This is a genomic window from Labrys sedimenti (assembly GCF_034424805.1).
Taxonomy (GTDB): Bacteria; Pseudomonadota; Alphaproteobacteria; order Rhizobiales; family Labraceae; genus Labrys; species Labrys sedimenti.
Genome location: NZ_JAXOUF010000018.1, coordinates 39,914 through 64,566, shown reverse-complemented (window position 1 = coordinate 64,566; position 24,653 = coordinate 39,914). Strand labels below are relative to the sequence as shown.

Below are 24,653 nucleotides of genomic sequence, written 5' to 3'. Positions count from 1 at the left end.
CCGTCCGGCTCCCGGAGGCATTCGGCGGCTTGCCCGCAGCCAGGACACGATATATAAGTAACTAGATAGTGCGATAAAATGGAAACGACAGGGATGAACATCTATTTCACGCGAACGTTCCAGCGCTCCTTCGGCACCTACCCCCTGCGCGGCGACACCTGCCGGCAGGCGATCGAGACGGCACTGGCGACCGGATATCGCGCCTTCGATACCGCACAGATGTATGAGAACGAAGCCGAGGTCGGTGAAAGCCTGGCCAATGGCGGCGTGAAGCGGGACGAGCTTTGCATCACCACCAAGGTCAGCATCCACAATTTCTCCGAAGAGCGCTTTCTCCCGTCGGTCGAACAAAGCCTGAGGGACCTTCGAGTTGACTTCGCCGACGTCCTGCTGCTGCACTGGGCTCCGGCCGACGGCAATATCGCCCCCTCGCTCGAACTCCTGCAAAAGGCACGGGAGCTCGGCCTCGCCCGCCACATCGGCGTCTCGAACTATACGGCGCGCATGATGCGGCAGGCGAGATCGATCGTCGACACGCCGCTTGTCACCAACCAGGTCGAGTTTCACCCCTTCCTCAATCAGGACATTCTGCTGGCCGCCGCCAACGAGTCCGGCATCCCGCTTTCATCCTATTGCTCGGTCGCACGCGGAAAAGTCTTCGAACAGCCGCTCTTCGCCGAGATCGGCCAAGCCTACGGGAAGACGGCGGGACAGGTGGTGTTGCGCTGGATTCTCCAAAAAGGCGTGCCGCTGAACACGATGTCAACGAAACCGGAGAACATCCGCTCAAACTTCGACATCATGGATTTCACGCTGTCGAGCATCGACATGGCGCGGATCGACGCACAAACGCAGAAGAACCTGCGCATCGTCGGGCGTGACCTCATCCCCTGGGCGCCGGAATGGGATTGAGGCTCCTGCCCAAGCACCTAGTTCGAACGCCCCGCTGTAGGGAGGACGGGTTGGATATTGGATATCAAGGCTCTAAAATACCCAGTATCGGTCCACGCTAAGCGCGCACCTATAACGTAGAGATTCTCCTGCGCCCGCGTAACCGCGACATTGAGTAAGTTCACCGATGATCCTGCCCAATGCCTCGCACCATTTTGAGCCGGCAACGGTGCCCCCAACACGAAGATCACACTGTCGGCTTCACGCCCCTGCACGGTGTGGACGGTTCCCACTCGGTCACGAGTCCACTCCCATGGTTTATCCGTCCAAGGCTTCAAGACTCCGCTCACGCCAATACGTTCTCGCAACCGCTGAGCAACGATTCTAAACGGTGAAATAATGTAGATATCGAGTTCAGGAACGCCAGCCTTGTCAAGCCGCCTTAAGAGGTCGATGACAGCCTGGCCCTCTGCTTCACTCCATTTATCTTCGGTCCTCGCGGGTTTAATGTCGATCCAATGTGATGGGCCGAGGACATCTCGGATCGCCGACTCTCTGTCTGGCGTCGCCTTTACCATCAATCCGCTGTAAGCGATTTCGTTAGAAATGCTGAACATTGGGTCGGCGCAACGGCGGTGGACGAGGAGCGGGAGGCCTACATTGATCTGGTTGTCATTCGAGCCAAACTTGGTTCCCCGACTGCTGGCAGCGTCGGCAACGGTTTGAACAGAGGCTTCAGGCGCGTTCCATTTATCGGGATTGACGCTGAACTCATCACAAATCGTTTCGGCAAGCTGCGTCGGCAGACTGGTTACAGGCTCAACTTGACGTGGATCACCCACCACAATCGCGCGCTGGGTTCGCATTATGGCGCCGACCGCCGCCTGCGGAACGGCCTGCCCCGCCTCGTCAATGAGTAGCCAGCCGAGCGCCCCCGCAGGCAAGTAGCCGATCATGCGTTCGATCGATGCGAAGGTCGTCGATATGACCGGTACAACCATAAACAGCGTTGACCAAAGCCCCGGCATGAACGGCGCCATGCGAGGGGACCAGCCGCTGCGGCCGAAAAATGCCTTGAACAAGACATCCAGATTATTGCGGATCGGCTTGGCGGCGGCGCCGATGAAGGCCCGGTGAACCTGCATCGCGCATTCAAAAACACGGTCGCGTTCGCGATGAGCTTGATCGTCATACCATGGCGACGTCGTATGCATCTCAGTAGGCTCGCGCTCGAAGAAAGCACGATTGACTGCACGCGAGCCGCATCGCGTTCGCAGGACCTCAACTTGTTGCTCCGCCGCCGTGAATACCGATGTGGCCTCGTCCAGTCTTGTGGTAGCGATTACCAGCCGCTCCCGTTCAGCCTCCCGCTTTGTAAAAGCTGCGGATAAGGATGCAGAAATCACCTGTTGATGTCGAACGGCCTGGTCCAGATCACGATCGAGACTCGCCTTCTTCTCACTCCAGGTACGGGCAGTGGTTCCGCCTACCAGCCGAGCCACAAGGTTGGGCGCTGCTCGTTGATGCTCGTTCGACTGCTGACGAGCACGTTGCTCCGCCTCACGCGCAGAGATGACTCGGACCTGAAGCTCACTGAATTCGCGCTCGGCGTCAGCGACCGCCTGTTCCGCGACGCGCTTGTCCTGCTCGCGCCCCCGCACCGCCGCCGCTTTAGCCTCGATCGAACCAGCGTTTACCCGTGCCTCTTCCAACAAAAGCCGATAGGCCCGCGCTTCGGCAAGTGCTTGCCGGAACGCCTTGCGAGCTGAGCGCCATTTCTTCAACGCAGCATCGTGTGACGTCGGTGGGCACTCCTTGGAAACAACTTCGGGCTTACGCTTGCGCAGAACCTTCTGCGTTTTGGGGTCGACCTCTTCCATCCATTGCGGCTGACCTGAAGCTTCGTGCAGATAGGCACGAAATCCATGATCGGGATTACCCCAGAATGCCTCCTTGAACTTGTAGCGGTTGGACGAATTGCCAAGTACCGCCGCGATCAAACCCCAAGTTTCTTCCTTTCCGTCGATGTTGTCGGAGACGGTTTTGAAATAGCGCAGATTGGGCGCATCTTTCGCGATGGCCTTGAGGCGAGGCAACTCGCTGCTGACATTTTCGACGGCCCTGTTGTTCGAAGAAGCAACGAGCATCTCAAAGCCGAGAAGCCGCTCGTCCGGCTGGTATATATGGCTAAAGCCCATGCCGGAGCGCTTTGTCTGACCCACGTGAGAGAATGCCTCCTCGGGATCATCGAAGGCACACATCGTTTCCGCACGGCCGACAACCAGAGAGGCAACGAGATCTCTGAGCAATGTCGTCTTGCCTGTACCTGGAGGGCCATTAACCGGAAGAAGAGTGGCATCCGGATCGTTCGACACCGCCAGATTGACAGCCGCTTGCTGTAGAAGCGCTAGTGAATGGCGACCGTTGCCTGGCCACCGGCCAAGTGGTGTTCGCCCAGGCGTAACGGCTTCGGCAAGAGCTTTGTTGTCGCGGAGGATATCGGTCCAGGTCAACGGCTTCTCTAGCCCGAGATAACGGGCGAGATTGCGATGCCTCTTTTCGGCCATGACCGATCGAGCGGCGGCCAAATCGCCGAGATAGAAGCTGCCCAAGAGAGGAGGATCCGGTGGCTCGATCGCCTTAAAAAAGTGATAGTGACGCAGAGCAAAACTGGGCGCCTCCACCATGTGAGCGGGTAATTCCAGGCGCTCTACGAGCAGCTTGTAAACGCGCTCGATCGCAGCGGCATCCAAAGGCAGCAGATTTCCCTCGGAATCTTGCCTACGGATTTGATCATCGACCATATCGATGAGTTTACGCTCGACCGTGGGCCATTCCTGGAGCTTCTTCAATCCGTCGCGCAAGGCTAGCGGCAAGCCCCAAGCAAAACTTGAAACTGCCGCTGCCTTTTCGGGAATGGGACGGCCAAACTTGTCGATCGTTATCGTCGCTATACCTGCGAATCCACTTTCCGTTCGGCGATCGAGTTCATCATCGACGTAAACCTCAAGCAGTGTTTTGGTAGCCTCCTCCATGCGGATCGCACCGAGCACGATGTGATAGAAGAGCTGGGTACCGGGCTTCGCCTTATCGCCCCCGTTGCTCCAAGGCATGAATAGCTGCTCGGCAAAACCTGCAACGCGTCGCTGATCACCCTCAACGAGATCGGATGGCTTGGAGTAGGTGAAAGGCGAAAGGACCTCCAGGGCGGTCCATGCAGCCAAAATGTCGATGGGCTGATCTATATATGCGGCAGCCGGACGACGCGGAGCCCGAGGGGCAGGTGTAAAGGCAGGGCGAACGATTACTTCAGGCTCGACATCCAACATTCTGCCGGTCTCGGCAACCTTTGCTGGCTCCGTTTGCCTTACCGGCGTTACTTCCTTTGTTTGCTTATTGGGTTGTTGTCGGGGGGATGAAGCGGCTTGAGTTCTTGCTAGCTTTGCGGCTTTTGGGGCCTTCCTTTCCTTCGGCAACACTCCGAGTGCCTGAACCACTTTCTTCTTCAAGGCCTTCGCCCGATCGACCGATCGAAATCCGAGCTCATGAAGCAACTGTTCCAGTGCCTCACGATCCGCGCCGGATCGCTCAAACAATGCTTCGAGATCCGTAATGCGAGCCTTAATTAGTGGGCGCTTCATGATTTCCGCCACAACTCTTTCTTGTATTCAACAGTTGCGAACGATTTAACTCGCTTTTCTGTCTCCTATGCAAGTAAAATGGCTAACCGAACGGCTGTCTGTACTCCCCTCTCTACATATTCCCGCGGATCAGGTCCGTTGCTTTCTCGCCGACCATAATCGCGGCGGCGTTGGTGTTCGAGCCGATGAGGCTGGGGAAGGTCGAGCTGTCGCAGATGCGGATCCGCTCGAGGCCCCGCACGCGCAGTTGCGGATCGACCACGGCCATCGCATCGATGCCCATCTTGCAGGTGCCGCTGGGGTGATAGGAAGTCCTGCCATAGCGGCGCGCATAGTCCGCGAACTGGGCATTGGTCCTGATATCGTCTCCCGGCAGATGCAGCCGCTTGATGAACTTCTGCAGGGAGGGCCTGGCGAAGATCTCCCGGCTGATCCGCACACCCTCGGCGGACACGCGGACATCGTCGGGCTCCGCCAGGAAATTCGGATCGACGATCGGATTGGTGGCCGGGTCCGCCGAAGCCAGCCTGACCGATCCGCGGCTTTTCGGGCGAAGGGTGTAGGAATTCAGCGTGATGCCGGCCCCGGAGGGCACCGTGGGCACGCCCGCTTCGGCGCCCGCGCCGGCCAGGAAGTGGAATTGCAGGTCCGGTATCGTGGCACCGGCATCGCCATACCAGAAGGCCCCGCCCTCGACGACGTTGGAGGTCACCGGCCCGGACTTGAAGAGCAGGTATTGGAGCCCAGCCCACAGCATCCAATGCCACTTGTTGTATTTGTCGAGGCTGGTCGGTCCCTTCAGTTCCGCCACGATATCGACGCCGAAATGATCGTTGAGGTTCTCGCCCACGCCGGGCAGGTCCTCGACCACGTCGATCCCCAGCTTCTTCAGGTGATCGGCCGGACCGACGCCCGAAAGCATCATGATCTTCGGCGATCCGATCGCGCCTGATGTGACGAGGACCTCGCTCTCGGCCCTTGCGGTGACGAGCTGGCCATTCCTGACGAACTCGACGCCAATGGCGCGCGCGTTCTGGAACAGGATGCGCCGGACGAGACAGCCGGTCTCGACGGTGAGATTGGACCGCTTCGCCGCCGGCCTGAGATAGCCGACGGCGGCCGAGCAGCGCCGCCCATTGCGGATGGTCGTCTGGTAGATGCCCGCGCCTTCCTGCGCCCTGCCGTTGAAATCCGGATTGTAGGGCATGCCGAACTCCTGGCAGGCCTGGACGAAGGCGCGCGACATCGGCTGCGGGTCGGGCAGGTTCGAGACGCCCAGCGGCCCATCCACCCCGTGCATGTCGCCGGAAAGAATGGTGTTGCCTTCAGAGCGGATGAAATAGGGCAGCACCTCCTTGAAGGACCAGCCGGCCGCCCCCTCCTCGCTCGCCCAGCGGTCGAAATCGGCGGCGTGGCCCCGTGTGTAGATCTCCGCATTGATCGAGGAGCCGCCGCCGATCACCTTGGCCTGGGCATAGGGGATCTCCCGGCCGCAGGCATGGCGCTGCGGCGCCGTCTTGAGGCCCCAGGTCAGCGGCCCCGAGGTCATCTTGGCGAAGCCGACCGGCATGTGGATGTAGGGGTTGCTGTCGCGGCCGCCGGCCTCCAACAGTAATACGCGCACGGCCGGGTTCTCGCTGAGGCGCGCCGCGAGCACGCAGCCCGCCGAGCCGCCGCCGACGATCACATAATCGTAGCCAACTTCCTTCATCAGCGCACCCAAGGCTCGCGCTTGCCAATCTCGATATGGACGGACTTGATCTGGGTATACTCCTCGATGCCGTAAGAGCCAGCCTCGCGTCCCCAGCCCGACTGCTTGAACCCTCCGAGGGGAAGTTCCGGGCCGCCGGCCAGCGTGGTGTTGACCCAGAAGCGGCCGGCGCGGACACGGCGCGTCACATTCAAGGCCTTGTCGATATTCTTGGTCCACACGCTCGCGGCCAGGCCATAGACGGTGTCATTGGCCATGGCGATCGCTTCATCCTCGCTGTCGAAGGGCATGACCGCAAGCACGGGGCCGAAAATCTCGTCGCGGGCGATCGCCATCGCGCCGGTAACATTTCCGAACAGGGTGGGCGCGATATATCGGCCGCGGCCAAAGTCAAGCGCACCGCCGCCGCAGACCAGGCGCGCGCCTTCCTCCTTGCCCCTGGCAATATAGTCGAGAATGGTGGTGTTCTGGGCCGTCGTCGTGACGGCGCCGATCTGGGTGCTCGGATCGAGCGGATCGCCAACCTTGACCTTGGCCAGCTTGGCGGCGATCAGCTTCTCGAACTCGCTCGCTACCGAGCGTTCGACGATCAGGCGGCTGCCGCTCACGCAGCACTGCCCGGTGTTGAAGCCGATGCCAAAGGCCACGCCATCGGCGGCATCCTCCAGATCCGCATCCGCGAAGACGATCTGCGGATTCTTGCCTCCGAGTTCCAGGCCGAGCTTCTTGAAATTGCCGCCGGCGGCCTCGACGCAGCGCCGCCCCACGGCGGTTGAGCCGGTGAAGGACACCATGTCGATATCCAGATGCTCGGTCATGGCCTGGCCGATGACGCTGCCCGAGCCGGTGACGACATTGTAGCAGCCGTCAGGGAGCCCCGCTTCCGACAGGATCTCGGCCAGCAGGAGGGTCGTGGCCGACGTCACCTCGGAGGGCTTTGCGACGATGGTGCAGCCAGCCGCGAGGATGTAGGGCACCCTTTCGCACAGGATCAGGAAGGGGAAGTTCCACGGCGTGATCAGGCCGACCACGCCGATCGGCTCCCGGGTGACCAGGCCGAACATGCCGTCGCCCAGATTGTTGAAGGCATCGCCATGCAGCGTCCTGGCGAGACCGGCCGCATATTCGAACATACCGGCGCAGCCATCCACTTCCGCCCGCGCCTGGCTGATGGGCTTGCCGTTCTCCAGGGTTTCCCAATAGGCCAGTTCCGCGGCACGGCTGCGCAGGATCTGGGCGGCGCGCAGGAGCACGTTCGCCCGCTCGACGGCCGGGATCCTCGACCAGCGCCCGTCCTCGAAAGCACGCCGCGCAGCCTTGACGGCAAGGTCCAGGTCTTCCCTGGTGCATTTTGGAATGCGTGTCACCGGCACGTCGTGGCCCGGGCTGCGGCGTTCGAAATAGGCCCGGTCTCCCGCCTCCATCCGCTTCCCATCGACAAAAAAGCCGAACGTCCTGGGACTGTCGGGAAGCGACTGTCTACCGGCGACCTGATCCATGTCGTGAATCCTTTTGATTGATGAGCAATTATGGGTGCGCCGAGGGCGCAGTTGTCTCGTTGCTTCGAAGCGATCTGCCGATGCCGTCACGCGGTCGTGTCGATCTGGGTTTTCAGAACAGCCGGCCGGTCCTGGATCGTCTCGAAAGCCGATTGAATCGCGCTCAGCGGCACCACCGAGCCGATGAAGGGCTCGACCTGGAAGCGCCCATGGCTCAGCAGCGTCAGGGCATCGTGCATGTCCTGGCCGATGCCCGCCACAGAGCCCTTGACCGAGTTCTCGCGCAGGACCGTTTCGAGCAAGGGAAGCGGCACGCTGTCATTGGGTCCCGTGATGCCGAAGGCGGCAACATGGCCTCCGGGACGAATGAGCCTGAAAGCCTCGGCATAGAGTGCGGTGACCCCGACGCTTTCGATCACCACGTCCGCTCCACGCCCCTGCGTCATTTCGGCGACCAGCTTGCGGGCCTCCTTGGGATCGGTGATGACGAGATCGGCACCGACCTTCTCGGCAAGCGCCGCGCGAGGCTGCGACGGCTCCACGGCGATGATCGGCGCGGCACCGACGAGACGCATCATCTGGATGTGGAGATTGCCGATCGGCCCGGCACCGAGCACGACGACCGACATGCCGAAACCGATGCCGGATTTGCGCGCGGCCCTGACGACACAGGCAACCGGCTCCGTCAGCGCCAGCAGCTCGGGTGTCGCCTCGCCGGGCGCCGGAATGACCAGCCGCGCGGGGACCGCGACGAACTCGGCAAAGCCACCATCGCGATGGATCCCGATCTGGCTGACCGCCTGGCAGTTGAGCACCTCGCCGCGGCGGCAAAAGTAGCAATGTCCGCAGCCGATATTGACATCCGCGACGACGCGCTGCCCGACCTGCAAGCCCTCGACCCTGTCCCCCACGCGGCTCACCGTGCCGGTGAACTCATGCCCGGGAATGAAAGGCAGGGTGTCGGCGGCATAGTGGCCCTTGAAGATGTGGATGTCGGTGCCGCAGATGCCGCAGCGGTCCACCTTGATGAGAGCGTCATCCGGGCCGATCCGGGGGATGGGAACCTCCCGGACTTCGAATGCCCCGGGGCGGGTGAGCACGGCGGCTCGCATCATGTCCATGTCGCCAGTCCCTCGCTTATTTCACGATCCGCATCTTCGAGCGGTCGATGGTGAGAGCGATCGCGACGATCAGCACGATGCCGAAGAAGATCTGCTGCCCCGTCGCGGGGATGTTGAGATAGAGCATGCTCGCGCGTACGACCGCGACGATCATCGCGCCGATGAGCGTGTTGACGACGCCGCCGACGCCGCCCGTGAGCGGGGTGCCGCCGACCAGCACCGCGACGATGGCCGGCAGGAGGAAGCCCTCGGCCAGGGTCGGTGAGCCGCCCGACAGCTTGACCGAGAACATCAGCCCCGCAATCGCCGCGAACAGACCCGAAAGCGCGAAGGCCAGGACCTTGTAGCGCTCGACGCGGATGCCCGACGCCACGGCGGCGAGCTCGCCCGCACCCACCGCCTTCAGCGTGCGCCCGGCGGTCGTCCGGCTTTGAATGAACCAGGCGATCGCAAGCAGCCCCAGCGAAACGATGAGTTCGTGGGGAATCCCGGCGGTTCTGCCGAACATCCAGCCGAATGCCTGGTCCCTTGCCGCCACGTCCATGTGCAGGGCGCGCTGTCCCGACGCGAACTGGCCGACGGAAAGGGCAAGGCCGCCGACCGCCAGGGTTGCGATGAAGGAGGGCACCTTGAGCCTCGTCGTCACCAGGCCGGAAACGGCACCGAACGCCAGGCCGACCAGTGCGATCAGGAGCGCGCTGAAGACGCCGAGATAGGGCAGCGACAAGGTGGCGAGCACCGTTGTCATGTTCGCCACCGATTGAGCCGAAAGATCGATGCCGCCGATATAGATGGCGAGCGTCATGCCGAGCGCCATGATGAACAGGGGCGCGATATCCGCGCCGAGCTCCATCAGGTTCTGCGGTCTCAGGAAGGTGGGGTCCATGGCGCCGACGAGCAGGATCAGCACGATGAGCGTGATCCACGGGAAATGGCGTTTTAGCTGGTGGAGGCTCATCACCCTGGCACTCACGTCATGTGATGAAGCAGGTCGTAGAGGGAGGGCTTTGCGCCTGGCTGACAGTTGAACCATTTTTGGATCTCGCCATCCTTGACAACGGCTATGGTGTGACTGAGGCCGATGGCCTCTTCGAGCGTATCGGCGATGAGCACGATGCCCACCCCATCGGCCGACATCTCCCGGATCATTTCGTAGACATCCTCCTTGGCGCCGATGTCGAGGCCGCGCGTGGGGTGGTCGAGGAGGATGATGTTCGAGCCGCCGCTGCGCCATTTGGCGAGCACGACCTTCTGCTGATTGCCGCCCGAGAGGTTTCCGCAATCGGCATTCTCCGAGGAGGCCTTGATCGACAGGCGCTTAATCCAGTCGCGGGCGAGCTTGCGCTCGGAGCCGATGTCGAGAACGCCGGCCCTGGCATAGTTGCCGAGCTGCGAGAGCGTCATGTTCTCGAAGACGTTCATGCCGCCGACGATGCCTTCGATCTTGCGCTCCCTGGGAACATAGCCGATGCCGCGGGCAACGCCCTGCGACGGGCCGAAATCCTGCACCTGGCTGCCATGGAGCGCCAAGGTGCCCGATTGCATCCTCTCGAGCCCGAAGATCGTGCGCAGGATCGCCTCGCTTCCGCACCCTTCGACCCCGACGAGTGCCAGCACCTCGCCGGCATGCAGTTTGACGGAGATGTCCCGGTAGTGCCCGGGCAGGCTGATCTGGTCAGCCTGCAAGAGCAGCTTCTGGACATCGTAGGGACGCTGCTTTTCTTCCCGGTAATATTCCTGGTTGATGTCGCGGCCGACCATCCGCTGCTGGATGGCTTCGGCCTTGGCCTCGGCGCCCTTGACGACGTCGACCACCGCGCCATCCTTGAGCACGTAGATGCGATCGGACAGCTCGATGACTTCGTCGAGGCGATGCGAGACGAAGATGAAGGAGGCCCGCTTGCGTAGGTCCCGCACCAGGCTGAACAGGAGGCCGATCTCCTCCTTCGAAAGGACTGATGTCGGCTCGTCGAGGAGGATCACGAGATGGCCGTGCACGCGCTCCTCGAGCGTCAGCACCTTCGCCAATTCGACGAGCTGGCGCTGGGCAAAGGAGAGCTTCGAGGTGACCGTCCTGGGGTCGATCTGCAGCTTGACCTTCTTCAACTGCTCGCCCGCCGCCTTCGCCATGCGCTTCCAGTCGATCTTGCCGAAGCGGGCGAACTGCTTCTCGAAGCCGAGAAAGATGTTCTCCATCACGGTCAGGTTGGGGATGAGCGACTGCTCCTGGAAGACCATGCCCACGCCGCGATCCATGGCTTCGCGCGGGTTCTGGAAACGGACGGGCTTGCCGTCGACGAGCACCTCGCCGCCGTCATGCTGGACGGCGCCGTAGATCACCTTCATCAGCGTGGATTTGCCGGCGCCGTTCTCGCCGACGAGCCCGATGATCTCGCCGCGGTCGATCTGGAAATTGATGCCCTTCAGCGCATGGACGCCGGGGAAGCGTTTTTCGACGTTTCGAAGTTCGAACATGGCGCGCCTACTTCACGAAGGCCAGCGATCGACGATCGGTGGACAGATAGACTGCGGTGATGACCAGGAGGCCGAGGACGCCGTCCTGAACGTAGCTCGGCAGGCCGATCACCACCATGCCATTGCCGATGACGTTGACGATCAGCACGCCGACCAGCGTGTTCCAGACACCGCCGGCGCCGCCCCAGAGCGCCGTGCCGCCGACGACGACCGAGGTGATCGAGACGAACATGAAGTTGCGGCCGGTCACGGTCTCGGCGATGCCGATCTGGGCCACGGCGAGAATGGCGCCGAGGGCATAGAAGACACCTGCAATCATGAAGCAGATGACCCGCACCCGGGAGACATTGAGCCCGGATGCATGGGCCAGGTCCTCGCCGCCGCCGACGGCATAGAAATTTCGCCCGATCGTCGTCTGCGTCTGGATGAACCAGCCGGCGACCAGGGCCGCGAGCGCCACATAGGCCATCAGCGGAAAGCCGCCGAGCCTGTAGGTGAGCAGCGAACGAAAGAGCGGATCCTCGACCAGGATGCGGTCTCCGCCGGTGATCAGCAGCGAAAGGCCGATCCCGACAAACCCCATCGACAGGCTGGCCATGAAGGAGGGAATCTTCAGGCGGACATGGATGAGGCCGGTGATGGCACCGAAGATCGCCCCGACCGCCATGGCGCCCGGGATCGCCAGCCAGCCCCACCCGGCAAGGGAGCCGCCCAACGCTCCGAACAGCGTCGCGAACAGAACCGCGCAGACCGCGACCGAACCTTCCATCGACAGGTCGATGGAACCCATCAGGATGACGAATGTCACGCCCACCGCGACCATCAGCGCCGGCGTCGACGAGATCGCGATGCGGGCGAAATTGCGCACCGAGAGGAAGTTGGGATTGACGACCGAGAAGAACAACACCAGCGCCAGGAGCACCAGGACCGGCGCCCATTTCTGAATATTGTCCTTGGTGAGCAAGCTATCCATGTCGCGCTCTTGCATCAGAGGGAATGGGACGCAGGCGCACGCCCCCCCATAGCGTTTTGCGATTTGGTGGGATCACCGAGAAACGCAAAGACGCGTCGAAACAGGGAACTAGAGCAAACAAACGTTCACGCTTGAACGCGCTTTGCTCTGGAGGGCGGCGTGCGGCCGGTGCGGAAGGAAGGGATCAGGACTTGTATTGGATCTGCCCCTTGCTCGGGCCCCAGAAGTCCTTCCAGTCATATTTGGGATTGTTGTCGAGGTATTTCGCCTTGAATTCCAGGGCATCCTTGGGCGTGACCAGGATCGTCGGCCCGTAGAACTCACGGTGCTCCTTGGGTTCGCTCGAAGGCTTGAAGGCCCCCGTCGCGGCATAGTAGGCGAGCGCCGCGCTGATGCCGCCGCCCCAATAGGGATTGGTGAAGACCGTCGCCAGGATCTGGCCCTTGGCGACGAGTTCGACGGCCTGCTGGTTACCGTCATAGGAGACGACGGGCATTCCCTCGATGCCCTCGGCCCGCAGCGCCTCGAGCACGCCATAGGCAATCGTGTCGTTGGCGCAGTGGACGCCCTTGATCTCGTCGCCATAGCGCGTGATGAAGCCGGCCATGACCTGATTGGCCTTCTGGGTATCCCAGTCGGCCGGCTGCGCGTCGAGCAGTTGAACGTCCGGATAGTCCTTGAGTGCTTTCTTGAGCCCGTTGAGGCGCTCGATGGCAGGATTGTTGGAGGCGATTCCGCCCAGGTGAACCACGCCGCCCTTCTTGCCCATGGCATCCATGAGGATGCGGGCCGTCTGCTCGGCCGGCCCTTCGTCGGACCAGGTCATGTGCGACACGTAGTGGTCGCCGAAGTCCCAGGGATGCAGGTCGTCGGTCTTGTTCCAGATCGTGGAGACATAGGCGCCGGCAGCGGCGACGGCCTCCACCACGGGACGGCAGTTCGGCGCATCGTTCGCGTCGATCGCCAGCGCAACCTTGCTGCCGTTCTTGCCGAGCAGCGCCTTGACGTCCGCCAGCGACTTCTCGCTGGAACCTTCATTGATGAGGTTGACCAGCGCGCTCTTGGGGAGCCCCAGGCTCTCGACGAAGGCCTCGCCGCCCGAGACGATGTAGTTCCAATAGGGATTGGTCCTGTCGCGATAGCTCCAGGCTATCGTGGGATTGGCCGTCGCCGCCCGCGCGGGGCTCGATCCCAGTGCGCCGAGCGCCGCCAAGCCTCCCAGGCCATAGGCCGATGCCAGCAGCAGATTGCGGCGATTGACCGTCTCCTGCTCGATGAATTTCTTGATGAACGACATGCCTTCCTCCCCTGCGGACCCGTGCATCGCGCCGCGCTTTTGAGCGTCACTGGACGCCGCTGCATTTTCGATATTGCACTATCTAGTTACTTCGTTATCGAAGGCGTGTCAACGCCGCTGGATACGGAGAGCCGGCCTGAAGTCCTTGCAGCGATGGAGAGCGGGAAGGTGCACATGGCACTGGCGCAGCAGAGAAGTAACCAGTAAGTTACCAAAAGACCTTGAGCGAATCCGGCGAGCAGCCGACAAAATGCAACTGGAAAGAGGCGCGCCACCTCGAATAGGATCACGGATGGCGGCGCATCAGGCCACGCCCAAAGAGGTAGGAATGCTCACCAAGCCCCCCAAGCGTCCTCGGATCAGAGACGCGGAAGCCACCCAGGCGAGAATCATGGCTGCCGCGAAGAAGGAATTTGCGAAGAACGGCCTTGGCGGCGCGAGGGTCGATATCATTGCAGAGCGCGCAAAAGCCAACAAACGCATGATCTATCATTACTTCAACAGTAAGGAAGATCTGTTTCAGCGCGTTCTGGAAGACGCCTATTCCGACATACGAACGGCCGAGCAAAAACTCGATCTGGAGCGTCTTCCACCCAAGGAAGCGCTTGAACGCCTGGTGCGGTTTACCTGGACCTATTACCTGAAGAACCCGGAATTCCTGACGCTGGTCAACAGCGCCAATCTGCACAAGGCAAAGCACATCAAGAAGTCCGAGGTCGTTCGCCAGGTGAGTACGCGCTTTGTCGATATGGTCGGGAACCTGCTCGACCGCGGCGTCAAAACCGGCGAATTCCGATCGGGCATCGATCCCGTACAACTGAATATAACGATTGCGGCGATCGGATATTATTATTTTACAAACCGCTATACCGGTTCGATCGTCTTCCAGCGCGACCTGATGACTCCCGCAGCCCTGGAAGAACGTATCCGTTTCAATGTCGATACCATCATGCGACTTGTAGAAGCCTGATCCATGCGTGAATTACCGCAAACCGAAGTCTCGGTGACGCGGATGAATCGCCTCGTCCTTGACGAGGGTCAGTGCTTGTCGCCGAAGACGTGAGCCGCCTCCGCATCGAACCTCAGCCACACCGCATCGCCGCGGCTGAGACCGGCAATGGCCTCATGGCCGAACGGCAGCCTTACGGACAATTCGTCCCCCCTGCCGGTCCTCGTCACGACATGAATGTTGTTGCCCAGGAAGGTAATGTCGCTGACCGTGGCGGGCACCCCCTTGTCCGGCGACGTCTTCGACAAGAACAAGCGTTCCGGCCGAAGCATGACCGAGGCCTTGCTGCCGGAGGCCGAACCATGCATCGGCACATCGGACACCGTCATCGTATCGCAGATCGAGATGCTGGCACGGCCGGTGGCCGATGATAGAATCTCGCAGGGCAGGAAATTGCTGTCGCCGATGAATTCGGCCACGAAGCGCGTCGCCGGATTGGCATAGAGTTCCGGCCCGGTTCCAATCTGGTCGATCACCCCCTTGGAAAAGACGGCGATGCGATCGGACAGGCGCAGTGCCTCCTCCTGGTCGTGCGTGACATAGAGGATGGTCACCCCGGTCTGCTGATGGATGCGGCGGATCTCGTACTGGATTTCCTCGCGAAGCTTCTTGTCAAGCGCTGACAAGGGTTCGTCCATCAACAGCACCGGCGGGTCATAGGCCAGCGCCCTGGCGAGCGCCACGCGCTGCTGCTGGCCGCCCGACATGTTCGCAGGCTTACGGTCCTCATATCCCTCCAGCCGGACGAGCCGCAGCATCTCCTTGACTCTGGCGTCGACCTCGGCCTTGGGCTTGCGCCGGACCTTGAGGGGAAAGGCGATGTTCTCGCCGACGGACAGATGCGGAAACAAGGTATAACGCTGGAAAACCATGCCGATATTGCGCTGGTGCGAGGGGGTGGACAGCAACGTCGCCCCGTTCAGCCTGATGTCGCCCGCCGTCGGGTTGTCGAAGCCGGCCAGGATATAGAGCGTCGTGCTCTTGCCCGAACCGGAGGGGCCGAGAAAGGTCAGGAATTCGCCTTTCTCGACATCGAGGTTGACGTTCTGGACCGCGACGACAGTGCCGTATTCCTTGCGGATGCCTTGGATTTGCAGGAAGGGCTGCGTCATGATTTCAATCCTTTACGCACGAGAGCGACCAGCGTCATCAGGACCAGGGTCAGCAGGATCAACAGCGTCGAGGCTGCCGCGACCACCGGCGTCAGATCCTGGCGCAAGGTCGCCCAGACCTTGACCGGCAAGGTCTGCAGGGTGGGGCTTGCCATGAAGATCGCCACCACCACCTCGTCCCACGAGGTCAGGAAGGAGAAGATCGCGGCGGAAAACAGGCCGTGGCTGATCGAGGGCAGCGTGATCCTGATCTTGGCCTCGAGCGGCGATGCCCCGCACAGCACGGCCGCATCCTCGATCGACTTGTCGAAGCCCTCGAGGGCGCTGCTGATCGAAAGGATAGAGAAGGGCAGCGCCAAGACCAGATGGGAGGCGACGAATCCGGTCATGGTGCCGTTCAGCCCGATCTTCAGGAAGAAGGCATAGAGGCCGACGGCCAGCACCACCACCGGCAGGATCATCGGCGTCAGGAACAGGGCCTTCAGCCCTTCGCGGAACCAGAACCGGCCGCGCACCAGGCCGAAGGAGGTGACGAGCCCCAGCAGGACGGAGAGCACAGTCACGATCGCCGCGATCTTGAAGCTGGTCCAGGCCGACTGCAGCCAGCGCGGATCGGCGAACAGATCCAAATACCATTTCAGCGTCCAGCCCGGCGGCGGGAAGATTAGCCATTGCGACGAGCCGAATGACAGGGCCGCGATGAAGAGGATCGGCAGCAGCAGGAAGGCAGCGGTCAGGGCCGTGATGGCGAGCAGGACGAATTTCCACCAGCCCAGGCGTTCGAAGTTCAGCAGCATGCTAGCGCCCTCCCAGGCTATGGTCGCGGAAGAAGCGCAGCTGTACGGCGTAAAGCGAGAGCGTGACGACGAGGAGGACCAGCGCTGCGGCGCCCCCCATGCCCCAATTGACCAGGGACTGCACGAACTGGGCGATGAGTTCGGCCAGCATCATGTTGGCGGTACCGCCGAGCAAGGCCGGGGTGACGAAATAGCCGAGCGACATCACGAAGACCATGAGCGCGCCGGCGACCATGCCCGGCACCGCCAGAGGCAGGAGAATGCGCGTCAGCGATTGCCAGCGCGTGGCGCCGCACAGGGCAGCGGCCTGGAGGATCGCCGGATCTATCTTCCGGATCACCCCATAGAGCGGCAGCACGATGAAAGGTAGCATGATGTAGACCATGCCGATCGTCACGCCGACGAGATTGTTGACCAGCGCCAGCGGCTTGTCGATCAGCCCGATGCTCATGAGCAGCTTGTTGATCACGCCGGTGCGCTGCAGCAGCACCATCCAGGCATAGGTACGGGCGAGCAGGTTCGTCCACATCGACAGCAAGAGGATCGCAAAGACGATGGCGGCGAGCTTCCTGGGCATGATCGCCAGCGCCCAGGCGACGGGAAAGCCGATGGCCAGCGAAACCACCGTCACCACCGCCGACACCAGGAAAGTGTTGAAGAAGATCCGCAAATAGGTGGAGGAACCCAGCAGTTCGGCATAATTGCCGAAGCCCGGCACGGGTTCCAGAACGCTTCGCAGCAGCAGCAGGGCCACCGGCACGACGAAGAAGAGGGCAACGAAGGCCAGGGCCGGCATGATCCAGGCCAGGCCCGTCGGCTTGGTCGGGCGCGAAACAGGCTGTACCGCGGCGCCGGCTATTATCTGCTGGGACATGGCAATCCTTTCCGCATGGGACACATCGGGAAGCCCGAACAGTCCGTGGTTCCGGCTCCCGTCCGGGCCATCCCTGCATCATTCGACGTTGCTGCCGGACAGAAACGGGTGGGAGGGAATGCTCCCTCCCCTTGCAGGCTGGTCCGCTTTACTTTGCCTGCCAGTTTACTTTGCCTGCCAGGCGTACCAGCGTTCGCCGATCGCATCGCGGTTGGCAGCCCAATAGGTCATGTCGGCGTTGACCTGGCTCGCCTTCTGCTGATCCGGCAGGGTCTTGACCGTCTCGGCGTCCATGAGCTTGGCCGAGTCCAGGTTGATCGGGGCATAGCCCGTCGCCGCAGCCATGTCCGCCTGGCCCTGGGCCGAGGTGGCGAAGGCGATGAACTGCATGGCGGCATCCTTGTTCTTCGTGCCCTTGGGCACCACGAGCGAATCCGCCGCCGTAATGTTCTGCTCCCAGGAGGTCTCGACCTTGACGCCGGTCTTGGCGAGCGCCGTCATGCGGCCGTTCCAGACGCTGCCGAACGGCGCTTCCGCCGAGGCGATTAATTGCTGCGACTGTGCGCCGCCCGACCACCAGATGATGTCGGCCTTGATGGTGTCGAGCTTCTTGAACGCGCGGTCGAGATCCAGCGGGTAGAGCTTGTCCGCCGGCACGCCGTCAGCCAGCAGCGCGGCTTCGATGACGCCCGGCGCCGACCATTTGTAGAAGGTGCGCTTGCCCGGGAATTTGGTGGTGTCGAACAGATCGGCCCAGGTCTTCGGGCAGGCCGCGACAGCATCGGCGTTGCAGCCGATCACGAAGGAATAATAGAAGCTGCCGACCGAATAGTCGGTCACGAAGCGCGGATCGAGCTTGGATTTGTCGATGACGCCGAAATCGAGCTTTTCCAGAAGGCCTTTCGGGCCAGCCTGGGCGGCATAGTCGCCTTCCACGTCGACCACGTCCCAGGTGACGCTGCCGGCCTCGACCATGGCCTTGATCTTGCCGTAGTCGGTCGGCCCGTCCTGCACGACATTGACGCCGGCCTTCGCCGTAAACTTGTCCGCCCATGCCGCCTTCTGGGCATCCTGGGTGGTTCCACCCCAGCTAGAGAAGACCAGATCCGCTGCGGCTGCAGGCGAAGCCACGATCAGCAATGCCGCACAGGCGGCCAGTATCGATGTCGATTTCATGTTCCCACGCTCCGGTTGTCAGGGCTCTTGTCTGGATGCGTCATGGTGACCGGCTCTCTCCGAAGGGGAGAAGGCAGCCGGTTTCATGATCTTGTTTTCGGCAGTTTCTATGAGGTCGCGGATCTTCGGCAGGAAGGCCCGCCAGCGCGGATCGGCGGCAAGCGAGGCCCGGCGCCGTTCCCTGTCGTCGAGGCTCGTATAGGCCCAGATATGCATGATCTCGTTGATCGGCCCGATCTCGGAGAAGAAGTAGCCGACCAGATGTCCCAGATGCTCCTTCTGGATCGCGATGCCCTCTTCCTCGACGACCTTGAGATAGGCTGGCACCGTGCCATTCCTGAGCCTGTATGTGCGGACCTCGTAGAACATGGCGTCACCGCATCACGAAGGGATCGGGGATCGGATCGTCCGAGGTCCTGAGCCAGACCGTCTTGGTCCGGGTGTAGTCCAGCGCCGCGGCCAAGCCGCCTTCGCGACCGTGGCCTGAAAGCCCGAAGCCGCCGAAAGGCGCGATTGGCGAGACGGCGCGGTAGGTGTTGACCCAGACGACGCCGGCCCGGATGCCCTTCATCAGGCGATGGGCACGCGTCAGGTTCTGGGTGAACACGCCCGACGCCAGCCCATAGACGGTATCGTTGGCCAGACGCAGGGCTTCCTCTTCCGTTTCGAAGGAGACGACGGAAAGCACCGGCCCGAAGAATTCCTCCACCAGCGAGGGCGAATCCACGCCATCGCAGTCGAGAATGGTCGGGGGATAGTAGAAACCCTCCCCTTCAGGCATCCGGCCGCCGGTGACGATCCTGGCGCCCGCCGTGGATGAGCGTTCGACCAGCGCACTGATGTGCTGGCGCTGGCGCGCCGTGGCCAGGGGCCCGACTTCGGTTGCCATGTCGAGCGGGCTGCCGATGCGCACGGCCTCGGCCTTGCGCTTGAGGATGGCAATGAAGCGATCCTTCACGCTTCTCTCGACGATCAGGCGCGAGCCAGCGACACAGGACTGGCCGGTTGCCGCGAAGATCCCCGCGACCTGGGCATTGGCGGCGCTTTCGAGATCGGCATCGGCGAAGACGATGAAGGGCGACTTGCCGCCCAGTTCCAGCGAGGTCGAGGCCAGGTTCTCGGCGGAGTTGCGCACGACATGGCGCGCGGTTTCCGGTCCGCCGGTGAAGGCCACATGGGCGATCCTTGGATGCCGGCCAAGCGCAGCACCGCAGGAAGAGCCAAACCCGGTGATGACGTTGACGACACCCGGCGGGAAGCCGGCTTCATGCACCAGCCGAGCGAATTCGAGGAGGGGAGCAGGTCCGTCCTCGGAGGCCTTCAGCACCAGGGTGCAGCCGGCAGCGAGTGCCGGGCCGACCTTGACGGCGGACAAGAAGAGCTGGCTGTTCCAGGGCACGACCATGGCGACCACGCCGACCGGCTCCCGCCGCAGCCAGACCTCCATGTCCGGCTTGTCGATCGGCAAATAGGAGCCCTCGATCTTGTCGGCGATGCCGGCATAGTAGCGGTAATACTCCGCGACATAGGCGATCTGGGCCGATGTCTCGCGGATGATCTTGCCGGTGTCGCGGGTTTCGAGTTCGGCCAGCCTGGATGCATTGGCGGCGACGAGATCGGCCAGCTTGTAGAGCAGCTTTCCACGCTGGGTGGCCGTCATCTTCGACCAGGGGCCGTCATAGAGTGCCTTGTGCGCGCTCCCCACCGCCCGGTCGACCTCGGCCTCGCGGGCCTCGGGCATCTGCGCCCAGGCCGTGCCGGTTGCCGGATCGAGGCTTTCGAAGGAAGCCTCGCCGTCGCAAAAAGCCCCATCGATGTAGAGCTGGAAACGCTGCATCGCATCAATCCTTGAAGGCAGGCATGACGTCGGCGATGAACCGTTCGAGCGAGGCCTTCTTGCGCTCGAAACTCACGCCGGTATCGATCCAGAACGAATATTCGTCATAGCCCAGCGCCTCGTAGTGCTTGAGGCGGGTGATGACCTCGTCAACCGTGCCGAGCGCGAGATTGGCCCGCATGACCTCCGGCGAAAGCATGGCGTTTGCCTGGATTTCCTCCTCGCTCAGCCGCTGGATCAGCCCCTGATGGATCGGCCGCTCGTTCTTGAACCAGGCGAAAAAGTAGTTGTAGTAGACGCTCAATTCCCGGGTCGCCTGCGCCACGTCGGCCGCATCCGCGCCGACATAGGTGTGCAGCAGGAGCATGATCTTCGGCCTGGGAACCTCGGGGGCCTTCGCGCAGGCCGCATCGAAGCGTTCCATCAGGCTTTCGATCTCCCGATCGCCATTCCAAAGCGGAGTGACCTGCACGTTGCAGCCGTTGACCACCGCAAACTCATGGCTGTTGGGGTCACGGGCCGCGACCCAGACCGGCACAGGGTCCTGCAGCGGCTTGGGCGCGGAAGTCGTGGCCGGGAACTTCCAGAACTCGCCATCATGGGCGTAGTCCCCCGTCCACACGCCCCGGACGGCAGGAATGAGCTCGCGCATGCGCTGGCCGGCCTGCCAGGCATCGAGGCCAGGCAGAAGGCGTTCATATTCGAAGGAATAGGCGCCGCGCGCGATACCCAGGTCCAGACGTCCACCGCTGATCAGGTCCGCCATCGCGGCCTCACCTGCCAGCTTGATCGGATGCCAGAAAGGCGCGATCACCGTACCGGTGCCGAGGCGGACATGGTCGGTGCGCCGTGCCAGATCGGCAATGGTGACGAAGGGATTGGGCGCGATGGTGAAATCCATGCCGTGATGCTCGCCGGTCCAGATGGCGTGCATGCCTCCCTTGTCGGCGATTTCGCACAGTGCCACGAACTCGTCATAGAGCTGCTTGTGGGACTGGCCGGCATCCAGCCGTTCCATGTGAACGAAAAGCGAGAACTTCATGGACGGGCCCCCTTGGTGGGAATGGAATGCACCCTGCCGGCCGTCTCGTTGCCGAAATAGACGCCGAAATTGCCGATGGAGCTTTCCAACGCAAAGCGCGCGAGGATGTCGGCAGTGGATCGATCCTTGACCTCGCCGGCACCGATGGCGGCCGGCCTGAGGAAACGGCCGATTTTTGGCTCCCCCTCGCCCGCGAAAGCACGATAGACGATGTGCTGAAGACCGGAGGTCTTGTCCTCATAGACCGAGTAGAGAAAGCCGATCGTGACGGACAGTCCCGTGAGTTCCTCAAGGTATCGGGCCAGCACCTCGGTGGGATCGCCGTCACCGCCCCGACAGGCCGGGAGCGTCATCGGCGCGTCGCCGAGCAGCAGCACTTCCCCCTCGCGCTCAAGAACCGCTCCGAACTCGATCTTACCCTCTGCTGCGGCCGATACGGCCCTGGCGGAGAGATTGGGCGTGAAATAACCGCCACGGGCATAGCCCAGGCCGTTCAGGCCGGAATTGTCGAACACCAGGACCCGTCCGACAAGGATGACATGGTCTCCGGCATCGACCACCTCGTGCATCGCGCATTCGAACCAAGCCGAAACGCCCGAGAGGATCGGGCAGCCATGGACGCCAGGGCGCCAATCCACCGCCGCGAAGCGATCCTCCGCCGGCCGCGCGAAGGTGTTGGAGACATCCTTCTGCGCCTCGGACAGAATGTTGACGGCAAAGCTGCCGGCCTGCGTCATCGCCGCATAGTTGCGTGAACTCTTGGCGAGGCAGACGAGCAGGAGCGGCGGATCGAGCGAGACGGAGGTGAAGGAATTGGCCGTGAAGCCGATCGGCTTGTTCGCCGCAGCGCGTGTCGTCACCACGGTCACACCCGTGGCGAAGGCACCGAAGGCATCCCGCAATGCTCTTGGATCGAGGCTTTGCACGCTCATGCCGGCTTCTCCTCTGCCATCAGCCATTCCTCGAGGGTGGCGTTGACTGCCTCGGGCGCCGTCAGATTGACCATGTGACGGTGTCCTTCGATGATGCGGGCCCATCCCTTCGGTGCGGCGGCAGCCATCGCCCTGGCCATCTCCGGCGTGGAATTGGGATCGCCGGAACCTGTCAGGAACAGCGCCGGACAGGTCACGGAGGGCCAGCAACCGGCGTAGGTCTCATCGCCGCCGGCAAAGGCGGCGTAGGCAACGGCATATCCCCGCGGATCGACCTGCTCGAGCCAGCTGCGCGTCAGCTCGCGCGCCCGGCGATTGTTCGGCTCATCATCGAACCAGCGCGCCAGCGGGCCTTCCTTGTCGACGCCTTCGGCACGAATGGCCTTGGCTCGGGCCAACACGGCCGCCTTTGCCTGCGGATCGCGCCGATAGACGCCATTCAGGTAGGCGACGCGGGCAATGCGGCCGGGAAAGCTGGCGGCCGCACCGCCCGAAATCATCGCGCCCATGGAGTGGCCGGCGAGACTGACGCGATCAAGATCGAGATCGTCGAGCAATCGGCCGAACCAGGCAACGAAATCCGTGACGGCACTCCCCTCCGGCAGGCAGTCGCTCCCGCCATGCCCCGGCATATCAACCGCGACGACACGATGCGTTTGCGAGAACCGTTCGATCTGGGGGGCCCAGGCTTCGAGGCGCATGCCGACGCCATGGATGAGGACCAGCACATCGCCCTTGCCCGCCTCGAAATAGGCAGCGCCCCGCGAGCTCCTCTGGCGCGGGAGCGTCCCGTCAGGTGCCCGGCCGATATTGGTCGAGGTCGTTGCGGATCCGGCCTGCATGGCGCCCCCGCTGGCTCAGACGCCGGCCGGATTGGCGACATCCTGCCCAAGATCCTTCAGATCCTGGTAGCGATCGCCGATACGGTGATGGGGACGACCCCCAACGGAAGCACCCAACGCCACGACGATCTCGTCGGCAGCCGGGGCATCCGCGATCGCCGCCTGGATCGTCAGATAGTGGGAACGCCGCCCCTCGTCATTCTTGTCCATCAGGGGGATCATGACGGGGGCATTGGCCGGGCCGCGCGTATTGCAGAAAGCGAGATAGGATTTGGCGCCGACCGCCTGGCGGTAGTGATTGCCGAAGCGCAGCGTGTGGATCAGGGCGGAGGCATGCTCGATCTCGCCGTCCAGCCCGACGACAGCGGACTTGCCGTAGCCTTCCACTGCCTCGCCGGAGTCGACCGCATCAAGGATCATCTTGGTCAGCAATTTGCCCAGGACCGGCGCGACGGCATGAATTTCCGGCTTCAAGTCGTCGACGAAGCCCCTTCCCGCCCAGGGATTCTTCACCACGGCCATCGCCGCGAAGAGCTTGAGAGGCCTGGGTGCCGCCCTTCCTCCCTCGATCAGCGTCGTTTCGACCTGAAGCAGTGTCTTGCGGATCTGGATGGCCATGGCAATATCCTCATACGGTCATTGCATCTTATGGTATACCATAAGATCACGTGTCAATGCCTTGCCTGGATGAATATTTGCGGCTACACCAAGACATGAGCAAGAACGCCGACAATCTCGCCTCCCTCAGAATCGAGAACCCGCCCGCGACTTTGCGGGAAATCGCTCTCGAAAGAATGCGGCGGGCGATCATCAACGGCCTCTTCGAGCCCGAGGAGCGGCTCGTCGAGCGCACGCTGTGCGAACAGCTCGGCGTTTCCCGGTCCGTCATTCGCGAGGTCATTCGTCATTTGGAAGCCGAGGGGCTGGTGACGATGCTCCTCAACAAGGGACCGATCGTGGCGCGGCTCGATTGGGATGATGCTCGCCAGATCTACGCCATTCGCGCCGCGGTTGAATCGACGGCCATTGCCGACTGCGCCCGCCTCGCCGATGCCGACGTAAAGAGGCGGTTGAGGAAAGCTTTGGACAATCTCGACCGCACGTCGCGGCAGCGCTCTCCGGCCGCCGTCATCGACGCGACGACCGAGCTCTACAAGATCATCTTCGAGGCCGGCGGCCACAAGATTGCCTGGGACATCGTCAGCCGCCTGAACAGCCGGATCTCAAGATTGCGCGTGATGACGCTGTCGACCGCCAATCGAATGGTGACCGGCCCGGCGCAGATACGCGAGATTTTCGACGCGATCGAGAAGAACGATCCGGACGCCGCCGCGGCAGCCTGTCGGCGGCACATTTCGGCCGCGGCTGCCATTGCCGAGATGGTTCTGGGCGATATGCAGGCCAGGGCGTAAAGCTGCCCCCCG

General features: G+C 62.4%; 21 protein-coding genes. 3 read left to right on the top strand and 18 right to left on the bottom strand.

From position 1 onward, the window contains the following. The first annotated feature begins 93 nt into the window (after positions 1 to 93). Positions 94 to 912: an aldo/keto reductase gene (locus U1R88_RS29060; protein WP_322434413.1), complete on the top strand. Its 819-nt coding sequence runs from the start codon at positions 94 to 96 to the stop codon at positions 910 to 912. A 17-nt stretch (positions 913 to 929) separates the two neighbouring features. Here U1R88_RS29060 and U1R88_RS29055 read toward each other — a convergent pair whose 3' ends face one another. The 8 genes from U1R88_RS29055 to U1R88_RS29020 form a co-directional block, all read right to left on the bottom strand. Then, positions 930 to 4,532: a DEAD/DEAH box helicase gene (locus U1R88_RS29055; RefSeq protein WP_322434412.1), complete on the bottom strand. Its 3,603-nt coding sequence runs from the start codon at positions 4,530 to 4,532 to the stop codon at positions 930 to 932. A gap of 112 nt (positions 4,533 to 4,644) precedes the next feature. Further along, positions 4,645 to 6,243, bottom strand: a complete 1,599-nt coding sequence (locus U1R88_RS29050; RefSeq protein ID WP_322434411.1) for a GMC family oxidoreductase — start codon at positions 6,241 to 6,243, stop codon at positions 4,645 to 4,647. Further along, on the bottom strand, positions 6,243 to 7,742 hold the full coding sequence (locus tag U1R88_RS29045) for an aldehyde dehydrogenase family protein (protein ID WP_322434410.1): 1,500 nt from the start codon (positions 7,740 to 7,742) through the stop codon (positions 6,243 to 6,245). Before U1R88_RS29045 ends, U1R88_RS29050 begins: the two co-directional genes overlap by 1 nt. Positions 7,743 to 7,828: 86 nt before the next feature. Next, positions 7,829 to 8,863 carry a zinc-dependent alcohol dehydrogenase gene (locus U1R88_RS29040; protein ID WP_322434409.1) on the bottom strand — a complete coding sequence of 345 codons (1,035 nt, stop codon included), beginning with the start codon at positions 8,861 to 8,863 and terminating at the stop codon, positions 7,829 to 7,831. Between the two features lie 16 nt (positions 8,864 to 8,879). Further along, complete coding sequence (locus U1R88_RS29035; protein ID WP_322434408.1) at positions 8,880 to 9,821, bottom strand: ABC transporter permease; 942 nt, start codon at positions 9,819 to 9,821, stop codon at positions 8,880 to 8,882. Between the two features lie 11 nt (positions 9,822 to 9,832). Continuing rightward, complete coding sequence (locus tag U1R88_RS29030; RefSeq protein WP_322434407.1) at positions 9,833 to 11,338, bottom strand: sugar ABC transporter ATP-binding protein; 1,506 nt, start codon at positions 11,336 to 11,338, stop codon at positions 9,833 to 9,835. Between the two features lie 7 nt (positions 11,339 to 11,345). Beyond that, positions 11,346 to 12,311 carry an ABC transporter permease gene (locus tag U1R88_RS29025; protein WP_322434406.1) on the bottom strand — a complete coding sequence of 322 codons (966 nt, stop codon included), beginning with the start codon at positions 12,309 to 12,311 and terminating at the stop codon, positions 11,346 to 11,348. Positions 12,312 to 12,495: 184 nt separating this feature from the next. Beyond that, positions 12,496 to 13,608: a sugar ABC transporter substrate-binding protein gene (locus tag U1R88_RS29020; RefSeq protein ID WP_322434405.1), complete on the bottom strand. Its 1,113-nt coding sequence runs from the start codon at positions 13,606 to 13,608 to the stop codon at positions 12,496 to 12,498. Positions 13,609 to 13,900: 292 nt separating this feature from the next. On the opposite strand from U1R88_RS29020, the gene U1R88_RS29015 reads away from it, so the two are divergent. Continuing rightward, positions 13,901 to 14,578 (top strand): TetR/AcrR family transcriptional regulator, encoded by a 678-nt coding sequence (locus U1R88_RS29015; protein ID WP_322434404.1) that lies wholly within the window; start codon positions 13,901 to 13,903, stop codon positions 14,576 to 14,578. Between the two features lie 68 nt (positions 14,579 to 14,646). On the opposite strand, the gene U1R88_RS29010 is transcribed toward U1R88_RS29015, so the two are convergent. From U1R88_RS29010 to U1R88_RS28965, 10 genes are all read right to left on the bottom strand, one after another. Further along, on the bottom strand, positions 14,647 to 15,729 hold the full coding sequence (locus U1R88_RS29010) for an ABC transporter ATP-binding protein (RefSeq protein ID WP_322434403.1): 1,083 nt from the start codon (positions 15,727 to 15,729) through the stop codon (positions 14,647 to 14,649). After that, positions 15,726 to 16,526 carry an ABC transporter permease gene (locus U1R88_RS29005; protein ID WP_322434402.1) on the bottom strand — a complete coding sequence of 267 codons (801 nt, stop codon included), beginning with the start codon at positions 16,524 to 16,526 and terminating at the stop codon, positions 15,726 to 15,728. The genes U1R88_RS29010 and U1R88_RS29005 overlap by 4 nt, the downstream gene beginning before the upstream one ends. 1 nt (position 16,527) lies before the next feature. Further along, complete coding sequence (locus tag U1R88_RS29000; protein ID WP_322434401.1) at positions 16,528 to 17,400, bottom strand: ABC transporter permease; 873 nt, start codon at positions 17,398 to 17,400, stop codon at positions 16,528 to 16,530. 165 nt (positions 17,401 to 17,565) lie between these two features. Beyond that, a complete protein-coding gene (locus tag U1R88_RS28995; protein WP_322434400.1) occupies positions 17,566 to 18,576 on the bottom strand; it encodes a polyamine ABC transporter substrate-binding protein in 1,011 nt (336 codons plus the stop codon). An 18-nt stretch (positions 18,577 to 18,594) separates the two neighbouring features. Further along, positions 18,595 to 18,945, bottom strand: coding sequence for an NIPSNAP family protein (locus tag U1R88_RS28990; protein WP_322434399.1), 351 nt, complete (start codon positions 18,943 to 18,945; stop codon positions 18,595 to 18,597). A gap of 4 nt (positions 18,946 to 18,949) precedes the next feature. Continuing rightward, positions 18,950 to 20,413, bottom strand: coding sequence for an aldehyde dehydrogenase (locus U1R88_RS28985; protein WP_322434398.1), 1,464 nt, complete (start codon positions 20,411 to 20,413; stop codon positions 18,950 to 18,952). A 4-nt stretch (positions 20,414 to 20,417) separates the two neighbouring features. Next, positions 20,418 to 21,455, bottom strand: a complete 1,038-nt coding sequence (locus tag U1R88_RS28980; RefSeq protein ID WP_322434397.1) for an LLM class flavin-dependent oxidoreductase — start codon at positions 21,453 to 21,455, stop codon at positions 20,418 to 20,420. Beyond that, the gene (locus U1R88_RS28975; RefSeq protein ID WP_322434396.1) at positions 21,452 to 22,387 is read right to left on the bottom strand and encodes a flavin reductase family protein; all 936 of its coding nucleotides are present in this window, start codon (positions 22,385 to 22,387) and stop codon (positions 21,452 to 21,454) included. Before U1R88_RS28975 ends, U1R88_RS28980 begins: the two co-directional genes overlap by 4 nt. Beyond that, positions 22,384 to 23,229 carry an alpha/beta fold hydrolase gene (locus U1R88_RS28970; RefSeq protein ID WP_322434395.1) on the bottom strand — a complete coding sequence of 282 codons (846 nt, stop codon included), beginning with the start codon at positions 23,227 to 23,229 and terminating at the stop codon, positions 22,384 to 22,386. The genes U1R88_RS28975 and U1R88_RS28970 overlap by 4 nt, the downstream gene beginning before the upstream one ends. 15 nt (positions 23,230 to 23,244) lie before the next feature. Beyond that, positions 23,245 to 23,847: an amino acid synthesis family protein gene (locus U1R88_RS28965; RefSeq protein ID WP_322434394.1), complete on the bottom strand. Its 603-nt coding sequence runs from the start codon at positions 23,845 to 23,847 to the stop codon at positions 23,245 to 23,247. Positions 23,848 to 23,942: 95 nt separating this feature from the next. On the opposite strand from U1R88_RS28965, the gene U1R88_RS28960 reads away from it, so the two are divergent. Further along, on the top strand, positions 23,943 to 24,641 hold the full coding sequence (locus U1R88_RS28960; RefSeq protein WP_322434393.1) for a GntR family transcriptional regulator: 699 nt from the start codon (positions 23,943 to 23,945) through the stop codon (positions 24,639 to 24,641). Positions 24,642 to 24,653 lie beyond the last annotated feature (12 nt).

Bases quoted from the DNA above. Each gene is read 5' to 3' on its own strand.
- U1R88_RS29060 (WP_322434413.1), top strand. From the start codon at position 94: ATGAACATCTATTTCACGCGAACGTTCCAGCGCTCCTTCGGCACCTAC.
- U1R88_RS29055 (WP_322434412.1), bottom strand. From the start codon at position 4,532: ATGAAGCGCCCACTAATTAAGGCTCGCATTACGGATCTCGAAGCATTG.
- U1R88_RS29050 (WP_322434411.1), bottom strand. From the start codon at position 6,243: ATGAAGGAAGTTGGCTACGATTATGTGATCGTCGGCGGCGGCTCGGCG.
- U1R88_RS29045 (WP_322434410.1), bottom strand. From the start codon at position 7,742: ATGGATCAGGTCGCCGGTAGACAGTCGCTTCCCGACAGTCCCAGGACG.
- U1R88_RS29040 (WP_322434409.1), bottom strand. From the start codon at position 8,863: ATGGACATGATGCGAGCCGCCGTGCTCACCCGCCCCGGGGCATTCGAA.
- U1R88_RS29035 (WP_322434408.1), bottom strand. From the start codon at position 9,821: ATGAGCCTCCACCAGCTAAAACGCCATTTCCCGTGGATCACGCTCATC.
- U1R88_RS29030 (WP_322434407.1), bottom strand. From the start codon at position 11,338: ATGTTCGAACTTCGAAACGTCGAAAAACGCTTCCCCGGCGTCCATGCG.
- U1R88_RS29025 (WP_322434406.1), bottom strand. From the start codon at position 12,311: ATGGATAGCTTGCTCACCAAGGACAATATTCAGAAATGGGCGCCGGTC.
- U1R88_RS29020 (WP_322434405.1), bottom strand. From the start codon at position 13,608: ATGTCGTTCATCAAGAAATTCATCGAGCAGGAGACGGTCAATCGCCGC.
- U1R88_RS29015 (WP_322434404.1), top strand. From the start codon at position 13,901: ATGGCGGCGCATCAGGCCACGCCCAAAGAGGTAGGAATGCTCACCAAG.
- U1R88_RS29010 (WP_322434403.1), bottom strand. From the start codon at position 15,729: ATGACGCAGCCCTTCCTGCAAATCCAAGGCATCCGCAAGGAATACGGC.
- U1R88_RS29005 (WP_322434402.1), bottom strand. From the start codon at position 16,526: ATGCTGCTGAACTTCGAACGCCTGGGCTGGTGGAAATTCGTCCTGCTC.
- U1R88_RS29000 (WP_322434401.1), bottom strand. From the start codon at position 17,400: ATGTCCCAGCAGATAATAGCCGGCGCCGCGGTACAGCCTGTTTCGCGC.
- U1R88_RS28995 (WP_322434400.1), bottom strand. From the start codon at position 18,576: ATGAAATCGACATCGATACTGGCCGCCTGTGCGGCATTGCTGATCGTG.
- U1R88_RS28990 (WP_322434399.1), bottom strand. From the start codon at position 18,945: ATGTTCTACGAGGTCCGCACATACAGGCTCAGGAATGGCACGGTGCCA.
- U1R88_RS28985 (WP_322434398.1), bottom strand. From the start codon at position 20,413: ATGCAGCGTTTCCAGCTCTACATCGATGGGGCTTTTTGCGACGGCGAG.
- U1R88_RS28980 (WP_322434397.1), bottom strand. From the start codon at position 21,455: ATGAAGTTCTCGCTTTTCGTTCACATGGAACGGCTGGATGCCGGCCAG.
- U1R88_RS28975 (WP_322434396.1), bottom strand. From the start codon at position 22,387: ATGAGCGTGCAAAGCCTCGATCCAAGAGCATTGCGGGATGCCTTCGGT.
- U1R88_RS28970 (WP_322434395.1), bottom strand. From the start codon at position 23,229: ATGCAGGCCGGATCCGCAACGACCTCGACCAATATCGGCCGGGCACCT.
- U1R88_RS28965 (WP_322434394.1), bottom strand. From the start codon at position 23,847: ATGGCCATCCAGATCCGCAAGACACTGCTTCAGGTCGAAACGACGCTG.
- U1R88_RS28960 (WP_322434393.1), top strand. From the start codon at position 23,943: ATGAGCAAGAACGCCGACAATCTCGCCTCCCTCAGAATCGAGAACCCG.